Source organism: Prochlorococcus marinus str. NATL2A (assembly GCF_000012465.1).
Classification (GTDB): Bacteria; Cyanobacteriota; Cyanobacteriia; order PCC-6307; family Cyanobiaceae; genus Prochlorococcus_B; species Prochlorococcus_B marinus_B.
On sequence record NC_007335.2, the window covers coordinates 338,802 to 352,355 of the forward strand.

Consider the following 13,554-nt stretch of genomic DNA (forward strand, 5'->3'; position numbering starts at 1 on the left):
GCAGCAAAAATAAAATCATAAAAGCAGATTTGATGTTGCATTTTCTTTTTGTTTATATAGCTTAGAAAGTATTATTTTTATTTTATTAAGTTCTTGATGAGAGTTGATAATTGATTCGATTTTTCTTTGAGGCATTTTGAGCTTTTGTGAAATAGTTACAACCTCTTTTTCTAAACGATTTTTGTATTCGCTTAGTTCTTTAATTGACTCTTCAAGTTCTTCTTCAGTTGGACTTTTCATTTTTTTGTTTAACAATAGCTCAAATTAGTGATATCCCACTTTGCTTATAAGCTTTTTGAGATAACTCTATGGTTAGTTTTTCTTGGAAATTTTTCTTACAGTTAAGAAGCATTGCGTTCTTAGGTCTCTTTCAATCAAATTTGACTGTAAGTCTTAAGTTGAATAAGTAATGAAGTAATGAAGTAATGACTATTAAGTCTTTACTTGAACTCTTTTACTTATTAGAAGGTAGGTATTTAAAAGATGCTTGATGCGTTTTCTAGAACAGTTGTAAGTGCTGATGCCAAGGGCGCCGCAATTGGGAGTGAGGATCTTGCAGATTTAAGAAAGTACGTGGCAGATGCAAATAAAAGAATTGATGCAACTCTTGCCATAACTCAAAATGTCTCTTGCATTGCTGCAGATGCTGTGGCGGGAATGGTTTGTGAAAATACTGGGCTTACTCAACCAGGAGGGCATTGCTATCCCACTCGTAGAATGGCAGCTTGTTTAAGGGATGGAGAAATTATTTTGAGATATGTAAGCTACGCGCTTCTTGCAGGGGATCCCTCTGTTCTTGAAGATAGATGCCTCAATGGTTTAAAAGAAACATATCTTGCTCTTGGCGTCCCAACCTCTAATGCTATTAGAGCCGTTGAAATAATGAAGATTGCCACAGTCGCAATTATGACCGAGACAAATACAGGAAGAAAAATGTTTAAAGGGATTAATTCTGGATCAGGAGCACAATGTCAAGACATCGCCTCTGAGGCGGCATCTTATTTTGATCTTGTAATAGAAGCTTTGAGGTAAATATTAAACTCTAATTGCTCCACTACATCACGCAAACCATTTCTTATTAAGCCACTATGAAATCTGCAGTTACAACCGTTGTTAGCGCAGCTGATGCAGCAGGAAGATTTCCCAGCATGAGTGATTTTGAGTCTGTGAAAGGATCTTTTGATAGGGCAAAAGCTCGTCTAGAGGCTGCAGAAAAACTTGCTTCTTGTCTTGATAAATTTACCAATCTTGCCGTTGATGCTGTTTATCAAAATGGTTCATATGAGCAGGCTAATAAAGATAAGTGCGTGAGAGATATTCATCATTACTTGCGTCTTATTAATTATTGCTTAGTAACTGGTGGCACTGGTCCTTTAGATGAATGGGGAATATCAGGTATGAGAGAAATTATTCGTATCCAACTATTACCAACAGCTGCTTATATTGAAGCATTTATTTTTATTCGAGATGAAATTAAAATCAATGATGTTATGGGTCAGCAAGCCGAAACGGAATTCAAAGGATTATTGGATTATTTAATAAACGCACTTGCATAAAAATAATTTAATTTAATTTAATTTATTTAAAATATTTTTTCGTAATGTTGAATAATTATTTGAACTTTTAATGATTAATTCTTTAGATTTAAATAAATATATAGAACTTTATCAAGATTTTTTGCATCCAAATCCAAATATTAATTCTCAAGCATTTTTGATTTTAAAAAAAGAATTTGAGGTTAAGTTTATGAATAATCTTTTAGCTAATCTCAAGGAAGAAGATTTATTTATAAGAAGAAAATCAATATTAGCTTTGGGACGATTTGGAGAAAAAGCCTTAAAGTCAATCGTTCAATTGTATATGGATACTAACAATAAAACTGTTAAAGTTAGCTGTCTTAAAACAATTATCAAAGTTGTAGTTAATTTTAATTTAGAAGAATTAACTCAGGATGAGATGTTAGTAGTTGATTTAGCTCTTAAAGATAGTTCTCCTGAAATGATCTTGACTGTTATTTCTCTTTTGAGGCAATTAGGGAGAACTGGTAGAAATATTTTGATGAAAACTTGTAGAGATAAAGACTTATTAAGAGCGAAAGCTTCTATCAGCGCACTTTTGGAAATGAAAGATCATACTATTGATGATTTATTTGAGGATTTATTAAATGATAAATCTATTGATCAAATGATAAAGGAAGATATTTTGAGAGACAAAATTATTTAATATTACAGATTCTTTATTAAGTCTTTTAGTTGTTGATTTTTTTTATAGCTAATTTAATAATTGCGATAACATTTTTATCTTGCTCAATTTTAAGAAGGTCCCTGAGTGGATTTATAGCTTCATTAATATTAAGTTGGATTAATGACAATATGGAAGATTTTCGAATATCTGGATTTTTGTGTTTTAATTTTAATATTAAGGTAGGAATTAAAGATTCTATTCTATACAATTTACCAACTAATTTAATAGCTTCAATCTGAACATTTTCAGCAGTATCATTAATAGCCCTTTCTACTATTTGAATTGCTTCCTGATCTTGGGACTGTCTAATGTGTTCTTCAAGTGCTGAAATTGCAGCTGATTTTACATTGGTGTTTTTTGATTTAGCTGCTTTTTTTATTGCATTAGAGGCTTTAGCTCCAATAAATTCTAAACACCATGCTGCAAGACCATATTGCATTTCTGTATATTCTTGATTCTCCAAGACAATGATTAGATGATTAACAGCAGCCTCTCCAAAAATTGCAATTGCACCAGCTGCTGAAAATTGCACTACAGAATCTGAATCACTGGTAAGTGCTTTTATTAAATGAGGTAAAGCTGATGGATCGTTAACTAACTTTAAAGTCTTAGCTGCCGCTCTTCTCTGTATTACGTTTTTACTATTCAGAAGAGCTTTGATTAACTCAGGTAAAGCTGCCGAACCAACCTCGGCTAGTGCTATTGCATAATTTCTTCTTACCAAACCATTTTCATCACTAAGTCCTTTGATTAATAGCTTGATGTCTTTTTGACTTGATTTTTTCTTACTCACTATGTTTTGTTTATCCCCCTCGGCCTTTTCACTTTCTTCTTCAGTAGTTATTTCACTGTTCAAGTAATTATCCACTTTGTCTTATCTCCTTGAAAGCTTATTATATAATCTAGATTAAATTATTCACTATAATTTTATTACATGTATTTTCATAAATAATATCCTTTTACATTCGGTATAAATTTTATGCTGAATATAATGCTCTCAGCTTATCTAATAAATAAATATCCTTATATTTAAAGTGCAATCTAATCCATTTAATAATCTACCGAAAATCAATAAAATAGACGCTATCAATATTCTTAGAAGACCAATTTCTGAGGTTAAGCTTTTAGCAGATTATTATAAGGCTGTATTCCACTTAGCAAATTTTCCTTGTGAAGAATCAGAAGTGGCCCTTCTTGACTTTATTAAACATGACTGTGAAAAACTTGAATATAAGATAGCTAAAAGGAAAGCAATTGAGGTACTCGCTAATTTCGGTTGTAAAAAAGCCATCCAAACTATTGCGGAGTTTCTAGAAAATGATGATGATTATCTTGTTGAGACAGTTATTTGGTCATTAGCTAAACTTAAATGTAATGATATTGATATCATTAACAAGATTTGTTCAAAATTATATAAGCAATTTAATAATAAAAGAGTAGTAATACAAACATTAACTCATTTAGGAGTTAGAAAAGAAATAGATATGATTAGATCATTATCAAGAGATAAACAAACCTCCAATGGAGTTAAAGGAGCCTCTTTTGCGGCATTAATAAAACTTGCTGGTGAGGAGGATAAGCTGACTGATCTGAAAAAGTTTTTGAGACTATCAAATCAAAACGATAGACATTGTGCAGTTCAAGATATTATAAATGCTGGTCATTTATCTGTTTTACCTGATTTAATTAAGGCGCCACTTTCTCCATCATTTAAATTACAGGCAATAGATTCTCTTTGGATTAATGAAGTAGTATTATGTGAAAATATAAATCTACTTAATTGTATAGACTCAGTAGTTTTTGATGATCCAAGGAATATAGATACTTTAGAAGTTAATAATTTTAATAAAGACTTGAGTTTTCTTATTGAGCAACTTTTTCATACAGATTTTAATAGATGTTATCATTCAATCAAAGAACTACTAAAATTCCCTTTAGATAAAGTTTTATATTATCTAAATAATAATTGGGATAGAGCCAAATCAGATTATGGAGCTATATATTTCTTTATTAATGTATATAAACTACTATTAGATCAGCAATTATATGATGATCTTCTTTTAGATAAAGTAGGTTTTTTACTATCCAATAATTGGCCTGATTATATGAAATTTAAATCTTCAGCAATACAAATATTGGGTTGCTTAAATGAAAACAAATTCTATAATAATATGATTTATTTTTCAGATGAGAGTCATACACCTTATTGGAAAAATAGATATACTGCTTTGCTTGTATTACAAAATAAGCAAATTAATATTAAAAATAAATTCGCTAAATTATTTTTGAATGATAGTCATAGATTTGTGAGATTCAAAGCAAAAGAAATTAGTACTTAGTTTATTTCTCTTTGGTGAAGATAATGAGAATTTTTATTTCCAATACTCGTTAATGAAACAATCAAAATTAACTATTTTTTTAAATATTAATGGCCCAAACTCTGATCCCCAAACTTTTTTATCAGTTTCTATTGCATATCCAGAATCTTCTGAAATAAGAATGTTTTTGTTCACTGTTACTTTACTTTTAACATAAGTCTTATCACTCCCATATTCTATGTAGCATTTACAACCTGATTCGATAGTCCCTAAAAAATTTCCTGGTTTTTTTTCTTTAAAATACATAGAACACCCAGGCTTTTTATATAACTTATATTTAGATATGTTGTCTAAAAGAGATATATCTAGTGCACCACCAGTGAATCTTTCTTTGTCTTCAATCTTATAGTTACTAAAAATAAAAATTTCTTCTTTTTGGGATAACTTATTTATAGACTGCCTATAAGGATTCCATATGTCGTGTTGATATCTCTGCTCAGAGTAAAACGCAAAACAGTTATAAGTTTTAAAAAATAATGGCCTAATATGTATTTGAATATGTGCAAATTTTTTTGGATTATTTAAAGCTTGTTCCTTATTACTAAATACGCCCGAAACTATCTTTGCAAATTCTATGGTAGGGTTTTTTTTCATCTTTTATATATTATTTAATTTTTTAAAGAACGAATCTCAGATGCATAAGATGTTTGAAGGATTGCTAATGAATCTAGTGATCTTGTAACCGAAGATCTACTCCTTAAATTGTTTGAGATAAACCATATTCTTTCCTCTGTAGAAATATGACTGTATTCTGAATAAATAATTAAAGTTCCATCAACAAGAATTTTATATAATGACACTACTTGAATTGCTTCAGTATATCCAACGCTCCTAACTATTTTTCCTTCTGTTTTAGAAACTTCTATCGGAACGAGTATACTTTCGCCAGAAGAGTTTCCGTTTTGATTCTCCTCACCCCATTCACTTTTTGCTTCCCAACTAATTAGGAATGCTCTGTTTACTGCTTTAGTAGTTATTAAATTATCTTTTAAAAATTTAATAACTCGTGCGTCGTTAGGTTTAGAAGGTGATATTTTTATTTTACTTCTTATTTCTTCAAATTCTTGAAATGCTAGAGAATGTCCGCTTCTCATTGAATTCCATTCCCCAACGCTTTTTAAGAAAAATTCTTTAATATTCATCTACTTTAATTGGATTGCTATTAATTTATTTTTAGAAGATTAAATAATTTTACAAATATCACTTGTCGCAAAAGCTTTTGTTAAGTATGAAGTTTCTAGGAAACTTTTTGTTTTAAAACCAGTTGGAGAATTCCATGATCTCATGTAGGGAACAATATCTTCGCCAAAAATATTATTATATTCATTAGAATCTATTAGAAAATCAATATGCTCTTCAAAACCTAGGTTATTTATAATATTTGAACTTTGAGTTACTTCGCCTTTACTTTTGATGGGCCTACCAAGAATATGCTTGTATATTAACTTGATAGATTTATATTGGCTAATACCATCAAAGTAGAAATTTCTATAAATAGTTGATTTACAAATTTTCCTTGTAAATTCTCTTACTGTAAGATCACCATTCCTTAGCTTCCTTTCAATATCAATTGGACGCTCCGATTGCATTAATGATAAGTTTCCAAAGATGTGTTTATATAATGCATTGATTGCTACAAGTAATGCATCATCATCATTAGGAACAAATTCATTGATTTGAAGCATATTTATTCCAGCACTTTCCTTATTTAGTATTTTGTATTTATAACTTTCAATCTTATCCCTTCTGTAACTGCTCATAACATTGTTATGAATTAAGTTTTCGAGTTGCTTAGGTTTGGTTTTAGATGTGACTGTGAATTTTTCTTTTTCTCCTGGCATTGATGCTCCTCTTATATGTAATCCATACATTGTTTTTTTACTTCCAGATACTCTACTTTTGTTAAACTTAACTGGATCCTTATTAATAGCTTCTGCTCCTATTTTAAGCGCTTTAAAAGGGATACTTGACATATCAATACTTAATACTAATTTAGTTTAACAATATGAAGAGAATAAATATAAATTTTTTATTTTTAGTTATCTATATTATTTAATTTCTTAATAATTTTTTGAAATCATTGGCTTTTTTTCTGCGTTTCGGAGACTTTATTTTTATTAAATCCAGTGATGGTTGCTAGTGCAAACATTCCAAGTAAGGCACCTCCCAACATTAGTCCAGCGCCCTGACTGACGCCTGCTCCAACAGCAACAATAATTGAATCACTTATTAATAAACTGATTATTAGAGCGGGCGTGAAAAGCCTCCATCGTGTTCCCCCTATCCCTAGCGCATAGCTTAAAAAGTCAAAAAGTCCAGTCATTAGTAGTCCAGTCATTAGAAAGAAATTGCCTTCTAGTTGATTTTGGTTAAAACTTTCAATTCTTTTCATGGCTTTTATTCCAACTAATTTCCGAACAGGAGCTCGGCCGAAATTTCTGGCTATAAAAAATGCTATCTGGCAAAAAATTAGGTCAGATATAAAAATAGTTAGATAACCTGTTTTGAAACCAAGTAATGATCCGGCTAAAAGTGAGTAAACTGAGCTAGGTAATGCTGGAAGGATTACGCTAATTCCTCGAAGTATCAGAATTCCCAGAGGTGCCCAAATGCCCATTTCTTTCACGGCACTTCTTAATGGTTCAATTCCATACGTCTGAATTAAGAAGACAAGTAAAATGAAAGCACCTACAAAAAATGCAATAGTTAGGTACTTTTGTAATTTTTCTTTTTTCAAATTGAACTCCTAGATATAGAGGATAAGCTCTTAAAAGAATTCTATTTAAATTATCCTATTTAAAATGTGTTTGATTTAGTTAATCCACAAAGATTTACGTGACATAAAATTAATCAATTTTGTAATTTTTGGCACGATACTAAAATAAAATTTTAAAGCTTAAAATTTTATGCCCTCATCTCCTGTAAAAAACTTGGTTACTGGAGGGGCTGGCTTCGTTGGTTCTCATTTGATTGATCGTTTAATGAAATCTGGAGAAAAAGTTATCTGTTTGGATAATTTTTTTACTGGGAGTAAAGAAAATATTGAACACTGGATTGGACATCCATCTTTTGAGCTTATAGATCATGATGTTATAGAGCCAATCAAGCTTGATGTGGATAGGATTTGGCATTTAGCTTGTCCAGCTTCTCCAATTCATTATCAATTTAACCCTATTAAAACAGCTAAAACGAGTTTTTTGGGGACTTATAATATGCTTGGATTAGCTAGGAAAGTTGGAGCTCGAATATTATTAGCAAGTACTAGTGAAGTTTATGGAAATCCCGAAATTCATCCTCAGCCTGAAAAATATAACGGCAATGTAAATCCTGTAGGAATTCGTAGTTGCTACGATGAGGGTAAACGTGTTGCGGAATCATTGTGTTATGACTATATGAGAATGCATGGTTTAGAAATAAGAATTGCTAGAATATTTAATACCTATGGTCCTAGAATGTTATTAAATGATGGAAGACTTATTAGCAACTTATTAGTTCAATCAATACATGGAAATGACTTGACTATTTATGGCAATGGTAAGCAAACCAGAAGCTTTTGTTTTGTTGATGACTTAATAGATGGTTTAACTTTATTCATGAATTCTTTAAATGTAGGACCTATGAATTTAGGCAATCCTGAAGAATTATCTATTCTTCAAATAACTAACTTAATAAGAAATATCTCAATTGAAAAAGTAAATCTGAAATTTTTAAAAGCGCTAGATGATGATCCTTTAAGAAGAAAGCCTGATATTTATCTTGCAAAAAAAGAATTAAATTGGGAGCCTAAAATAATGTTTAAAGAAGGATTAGCAATTACAAGAGAGTATTTTGAAAAGAAATTAATCTTTGAAAAAAGTAAATAAGTAATTAACTATTTTAAATTAAAAAGTTAATGAATAAGATGCTATGATGATATTTAAATTTAATATTTTTTGTAAATTATAATAATCCCATGAATTCAAAGGCAAGTAATGAGACGATTCTTGTAACAGGAGCCGCAGGTTTTATTGGCGCGGCTTTAGTAAAAGCTCTGCTTAACTTGAATTTTAAAGTTATAGGTATTGATAACTTAAATGACTATTATTCTACGTCCTTAAAGAGATCCAGATTAACTGAAATTGAAAAAGTTTCCACGGTAAATGGAGAATGGTTTTTTTATGAGATTCCTATAGAAGATAATAAAGTATTGCAAGACATAATTAATAGATACAATCCACAAGTTTTTGTTCATCTTGCCGCACAAGCGGGTGTTCGTTATTCAATAACCAACCCTGCTGCATATATACAAAGTAATTTGGTAGGTTTTGCAAATGTATTGGAAGGATGTAGGCAGAATCAAATACCTCATTTGATTTATGCATCTAGCAGTTCTGTTTATGGTGGCAATAAAAATCTTCCTTTCTATGAAGAACAAGCCGTAAATCATCCAGTTAGTTTGTATGCAGCCACTAAGAAATCTAATGAATTAATGGCCCATACCTATAGCCACTTATATGATTTACCAACAACTGGACTACGATTCTTTACCGTTTATGGCCCATGGGGAAGACCCGATATGGCTCCAATGATTTTTGCGAGATCAATTTTAAATAATGAGCCAATCCAAGTATTTAATTACGGTAAAATGCAAAGGGATTTTACTTACATCGATGATGTAGTAGAGGGGATAATTCGTTGTTGCTTCAAGAAAGCAAGTATTGATGATGACTTTAATCCTCTTGTTCCTAACCCTTCAACTTCATCAGCACCTTATAGGATTTTTAATATAGGTAATTCACGTCCAACTCAACTCACATATTTTATAGAGTTATTAGAGAAGAATTTGGGAAAGAAAGCTATAAAGAATTTTCAACCTATGCAGCCGGGAGATGTAGTTTCTACTGCTGCAAGAATGGACTTGCTTAATTCGTGGGTAGATTACAAACCCATAACATCCATAGAAAATGGTATTAAATTGTTCTCTGAATGGTACTTAGACTATTTTAAAAATACTTTTTGAACACTGGTTTTGATTTTTCTGTTTATTTAAAACTTAGGCTAGTCCTAATAATTTAATTCTGAAGCGAGCAACATTTTTTGATTGGATTGGATTTGAAATTAGAAAAGGATGATTTTTAATCTTCTCAAAAGCTATTTCAATCTTTTCATCTATTTTTATATCTTTATTATTTCCTAGATCACAATCTTTCCAAGCTGCATCAAATGCCATTGCAAAACTATCAGCATTATTATATAAATTTTCACTAGATGTTTCTAAATTCATATGAATAGAATCAAATGTTTAAATCATTTTAACTCCTTAATGGGATATTAAAAATGACTAAGTCTTTGTAATATAGTTAATCATTATTAATTTTGCTCGATAAAGCCTATCGCTGTATAACTTATCCTTAATATGCTAACTAATGCGTTTGGAGATAAATGATAGTAAAACCAACATAAATTATTATTATTGTTTAAAATAAATTTGATTACCAGCTTTTTATTTTGCCAGATATTAACGATTTTTTAGTCTTACTTATTATTATCTTCATTTTAATTGTCAACTTCTTTAGAAGAAGTTGACAATTAAAATCATCAAATCTTTTAACGTTTAAAAATAAGATGAGTTATTATTTAAAAATTATCAGCTTTAGTGAAAAGATTTATATATTTAACTTGTAGTATTTTTAAATAAAACTACGAGTCTCTAAGAGTGGTTCCAAGTCTCAAAGCTAAAACCCCTGCAAAAATAACCATTAAAAATGATATACCAGCAAGATCAGGTGAATTTATACCTAGACCTGATGAGAAATCTACTTTGGAAAGATCAAATGTACTTTGAACTCCGATTAAAAGGTTCATCATCTCTAAACTACTAATTTCTTTTATGCTAACTCAAGATTGAAATGATCTTTTATTTTTTGAGCTTCTAGTATCAACTCTTATGCAGCTTTGTAATAATTAGGATTGGTCTGCTTATTAACTGACGACTTAAATGCCTTTAAGTTCTAAAGAATGGTTGAGTAGATTAAAAATCAAAAATTATTGCCAACTCTTTTCTAGGCATTAAAAAGCAACTTGTTGGAGGTGCTTTTTAATATTCAAATGTACATATTTGAATGATGTCAGGACCCAGCTTTTAACTTGGTAGTTTCAAAGCAAAATCCTTAAAAAGTAACTATCGGGTGTTTTTGCTATTAAAAAAGCACCTATTAGGTGCTTAATAAATGGTGCCAGGACCCAGATTTGAACTGGGGACAACTTAAAAAAATACTAAAAAAACACTATTTATGCCTGTGAAGACAGGACAAATTTCTAGATATGGTGCCTTCTCAAAAACTTCCATACCACTTCCATACCAGTACAATTCTTTGGGAGTTGTTTTTCTTTTTTATTTAAGAATCATTGGTATGGAAGTTCTGGGGATTTACTCACCTCAGCAGTTCCAGAAGAGTAAATAAGTTGTTAGTAGTCATTGATGGGTCCTTTGAGAAAAAGACTTACGAAAGAAAATCTTTCAAGTAGAAGCAAGCAATCAAATCATTAGCGTTGGAGTTTATACAGAAGAGTTCAGGTCAAAAGATCTTTAAGCAACTTCAGGACACCAATCAATTTCAAGTATCCGCTGTTCTTTAGTAGTAAAATTGCAAGACCAAAAGAGATAAAAGGTAAGAGAAGGTGGATAGTTCTAGTCAAGAAAGAGAAGGAAAGAAAAAAATTATTGAAATAAAAACATTTGCAGTTCCATTTGCTTTAGGAGAAAAGCAAGAAAATCTTACTATTAAAACAAATACCCCCTCCAAACCTTCTAAAGAACAAATAATCAATCAAGCAATTCAATTTCATCTAAAAGGAAATATTCAAGAAGCAGCAAAATATTATCAACTGTTTGTAGAGCAAGGTTTCAAAGATCACATAGTTTTTTCTAATTATGGAGTGGTTTTAAAAAATCTAGCTCAGACACAAGACGCAGAATTGTCATATCGCAAAGCGATTGAAATTAAACCTGATTACGCAGATGCTCATTACAATTTGGGAAACTTATTGAAAGAACTAGGCAAATTACAAGACGCAGAATTGTCATATCGCAAAGCGATTGAAATTAAACCTGATTACGCAGATGCTCATTACAATCTTGGAATCATATTGAATGATCTTGGTAAATCACAAGAAGCAGAATTGTCATATCGCAAAGCAATTAAAATTAAACCTGATTACGCAGAAGCGCATTACAACCTGGGAATCATATTGAATGATCTTGGTAAAAGTGACCAAGCAGAATTGTCATACCGCAGAGCAATTGAAATCAAATCTGATTACGCAGATGCTCATTACAATTTGGGAAACTTATTGAATGATCTTGGTAAATCACAAGAAGCAGAATTGTCATATCGCAAAGCAATTAAAATTAAACCTGATTACGCAGAAGCGCATTACAACCTGGGAATCATATTGAATGATCTTGGTAAAAGTGACCAAGCAGAATTGTCATACCGCAGAGCAATTGAAATCAAATCTGATTACGCAGATGCGCATTTAAATCTGGGAAACATATTGAGAGATCTTGGTGAATTACAAGATGCAGAATTATCAACTCGCAAAGCAATTGAAATCAAACCTGATAACACAGATGCGCATTTAAATCTGGGAAACATATTGAGAGATCTTGGCAAATTAAAAGACGCAAGATTATGTTCAGAAAAGATTATGTCTTTAAGGTCCTGGTCACTTGCTGGTTCATACAGTTTTAATTATGAGATGATATAAGATTGATCTCATAATGCATAAGTTTGGTTAAGATCTTTGAGACTTCGTTGTCTATTAATTTAGACTCATTTATAACTTTATTTCTAATTGAAATATTTAACTGGAATATTTTCAATAAAAAATCTTGAGGGATATTGATATGATCAATCTTCCTAAGAATCTCATCAAAATATTCATACGGTAATCTCGGATGATTAACATCAGCGATCGGTAAACCCTCTAAAATGATTTTTTTACCAGATCTTTCTATTTTCATAGAATCATCGTTAATACTCATCCCCTTGCAGACAATATGAATTCCAAGATCTTCAATATTTATTGACAAAGGAATTGAAAAAATTATGCTTTCTTCAGAAAAAAAACCTTGATAAAAAAAACGACTTAATGGACTAATTCTGCTATATGAATGTCTTAACTCACCATTTACAGCAGGATAATTAGGAGTGCTTATTCCATCCTTATTAGTAATAAAAGGAAAAGATCTTACTTTATGATTTACAAGTTCCACTATGGGAACGACAACACTACTATTTTTAAACTTAAATACTCTAGCATTCAAAAATTGCTTTTTAATAACATTATTCCATGTCCCTTTATGCCTTTCGTCTATATCAACTAAAGCATATTTTTTAATTAATTCTTTTAAATTTGAATTAAATAAACTTAATCCCCTCTCAAATAATTCTGTTGTTTCTTTGCCGCCAGATCCCCATGAAAAGTTATCTTGGTAAAAATTAAAAAAATTTCTAATTTCCTGATTATATTCCTTATCTTTTTTAATTCTTAATTTATTATCTTCTAAATAAATATCGTCTTTTTTGATCATTAACTTTGATGGAGTAAAAATTCTCGCTCTCAGACTTGGATTAACAGAAAAAATACCTCTTCCATATTCACCTTCCTTTTGAAATACATTATCTGCTACTCCGCCAAGTCTACGAAATTCAGAAAGTAAAAAATTCCAATTGTCGTCCATAAGAGATATCAATGCTACATGACTTATGTCTTCTCTTTAATCTAGTTGAACACCAAGATTTAGAAAACTGGGTAAAGTTTGAAGCAAAACATCCAAACACCTTCGCTGGGATGTATCAGTTCTGGATTTCTAAAATGAATACCTGATTATTCATAGAACATCATGGCAGTAATAATTCATTGATCTGATAGGGAAACTTCCATACCA

Annotated in this window: 17 protein-coding genes; 8 read left to right on the plus strand and 9 right to left on the minus strand. The window is 30.7% G+C overall.

Going from position 1 to position 13,554, the window contains the following annotated elements:
* Positions 1–15: 15 nt before the first annotated feature.
* Positions 16–240 (minus strand): hypothetical protein, encoded by a 225-nt coding sequence (locus PMN2A_RS01750; RefSeq protein WP_011294303.1) that lies wholly within the window; start codon positions 238–240, stop codon positions 16–18.
* Positions 241–483: 243 nt separating this feature from the next.
* Here PMN2A_RS01750 and PMN2A_RS01755 point away from each other — a divergent pair, with 243 nt between their 5' ends.
* The 3 genes from PMN2A_RS01755 (at position 484) to PMN2A_RS01765 (ending at position 2,223) form a co-directional block, all read left to right on the plus strand.
* Positions 484–1,032 (plus strand): bleomycin hydrolase, encoded by a 549-nt coding sequence (locus PMN2A_RS01755; RefSeq protein ID WP_011294304.1) that lies wholly within the window; start codon positions 484–486, stop codon positions 1,030–1,032.
* A 56-nt stretch (positions 1,033–1,088) separates the two neighbouring features.
* Complete coding sequence (locus PMN2A_RS01760; protein WP_011294305.1) at positions 1,089–1,556, plus strand: bleomycin hydrolase; 468 nt, start codon at positions 1,089–1,091, stop codon at positions 1,554–1,556.
* A gap of 70 nt (positions 1,557–1,626) precedes the next feature.
* On the plus strand, positions 1,627–2,223 hold the full coding sequence (locus tag PMN2A_RS01765) for a glycosyl transferase (protein WP_011294306.1): 597 nt from the start codon (positions 1,627–1,629) through the stop codon (positions 2,221–2,223).
* A gap of 25 nt (positions 2,224–2,248) precedes the next feature.
* Here PMN2A_RS01765 and PMN2A_RS01770 read toward each other — a convergent pair whose 3' ends face one another.
* A complete protein-coding gene (locus tag PMN2A_RS01770; RefSeq protein WP_011294307.1) occupies positions 2,249–3,112 on the minus strand; it encodes a HEAT repeat domain-containing protein in 864 nt (287 codons plus the stop codon).
* A gap of 166 nt (positions 3,113–3,278) precedes the next feature.
* Between PMN2A_RS01770 and PMN2A_RS01775 the strand changes: the two genes are divergently transcribed.
* The gene (locus PMN2A_RS01775; RefSeq protein ID WP_011294308.1) at positions 3,279–4,583 is read left to right on the plus strand and encodes a HEAT repeat domain-containing protein; all 1,305 of its coding nucleotides are present in this window, start codon (positions 3,279–3,281) and stop codon (positions 4,581–4,583) included.
* A gap of 33 nt (positions 4,584–4,616) precedes the next feature.
* Here the strand turns inward: PMN2A_RS01775 and PMN2A_RS01780 are convergent, their stop codons facing one another.
* From PMN2A_RS01780 to PMN2A_RS01795, 4 genes are all read right to left on the minus strand, one after another.
* Positions 4,617–5,216 carry a chromophore lyase CpcT/CpeT gene (locus tag PMN2A_RS01780; RefSeq protein ID WP_011294309.1) on the minus strand — a complete coding sequence of 200 codons (600 nt, stop codon included), beginning with the start codon at positions 5,214–5,216 and terminating at the stop codon, positions 4,617–4,619.
* 14 nt (positions 5,217–5,230) lie between these two features.
* Complete coding sequence (locus tag PMN2A_RS01785; protein ID WP_011294310.1) at positions 5,231–5,764, minus strand: phycobiliprotein lyase; 534 nt, start codon at positions 5,762–5,764, stop codon at positions 5,231–5,233.
* A 39-nt stretch (positions 5,765–5,803) separates the two neighbouring features.
* Positions 5,804–6,595, minus strand: coding sequence for a phycobilisome rod-core linker polypeptide (locus PMN2A_RS01790; protein ID WP_011294311.1), 792 nt, complete (start codon positions 6,593–6,595; stop codon positions 5,804–5,806).
* Positions 6,596–6,699: 104 nt separating this feature from the next.
* Positions 6,700–7,359 carry a TVP38/TMEM64 family protein gene (locus PMN2A_RS01795; RefSeq protein WP_011294312.1) on the minus strand — a complete coding sequence of 220 codons (660 nt, stop codon included), beginning with the start codon at positions 7,357–7,359 and terminating at the stop codon, positions 6,700–6,702.
* A gap of 169 nt (positions 7,360–7,528) precedes the next feature.
* On the opposite strand from PMN2A_RS01795, the gene PMN2A_RS01800 reads away from it, so the two are divergent.
* Both PMN2A_RS01800 and PMN2A_RS01805 read left to right on the plus strand, forming a co-directional pair.
* Positions 7,529–8,485: a UDP-glucuronic acid decarboxylase family protein gene (locus PMN2A_RS01800; protein ID WP_011294313.1), complete on the plus strand. Its 957-nt coding sequence runs from the start codon at positions 7,529–7,531 to the stop codon at positions 8,483–8,485.
* A gap of 89 nt (positions 8,486–8,574) precedes the next feature.
* Positions 8,575–9,621 carry an NAD-dependent epimerase/dehydratase family protein gene (locus PMN2A_RS01805; protein ID WP_011294314.1) on the plus strand — a complete coding sequence of 349 codons (1,047 nt, stop codon included), beginning with the start codon at positions 8,575–8,577 and terminating at the stop codon, positions 9,619–9,621.
* 33 nt (positions 9,622–9,654) lie between these two features.
* Here PMN2A_RS01805 and PMN2A_RS01810 read toward each other — a convergent pair whose 3' ends face one another.
* Both PMN2A_RS01810 and PMN2A_RS01815 read right to left on the minus strand, forming a co-directional pair.
* Complete coding sequence (locus PMN2A_RS01810) at positions 9,655–9,885, minus strand: hypothetical protein (protein ID WP_011294315.1); 231 nt, start codon at positions 9,883–9,885, stop codon at positions 9,655–9,657.
* A 416-nt stretch (positions 9,886–10,301) separates the two neighbouring features.
* On the minus strand, positions 10,302–10,469 hold the full coding sequence (locus PMN2A_RS01815; protein WP_011823158.1) for a hypothetical protein: 168 nt from the start codon (positions 10,467–10,469) through the stop codon (positions 10,302–10,304).
* 425 nt (positions 10,470–10,894) lie between these two features.
* Between PMN2A_RS01815 and PMN2A_RS10400 the strand changes: the two genes are divergently transcribed.
* Entirely contained in the window at positions 10,895–11,065 is a 171-nt protein-coding gene (locus PMN2A_RS10400; RefSeq protein WP_187146454.1) for a hypothetical protein, read from the plus strand.
* 217 nt (positions 11,066–11,282) lie between these two features.
* Complete coding sequence (locus PMN2A_RS01820; RefSeq protein WP_011294317.1) at positions 11,283–12,371, plus strand: tetratricopeptide repeat protein; 1,089 nt, start codon at positions 11,283–11,285, stop codon at positions 12,369–12,371.
* Here PMN2A_RS01820 and PMN2A_RS01825 read toward each other — a convergent pair.
* A complete protein-coding gene (locus tag PMN2A_RS01825) occupies positions 12,352–13,347 on the minus strand; it encodes a hypothetical protein (RefSeq protein WP_011294318.1) in 996 nt (331 codons plus the stop codon). The two genes, PMN2A_RS01820 and PMN2A_RS01825, sit on opposite strands and share 20 nt — an antisense overlap.
* Between the last annotated feature and the right edge of the window lie 207 nt (positions 13,348–13,554).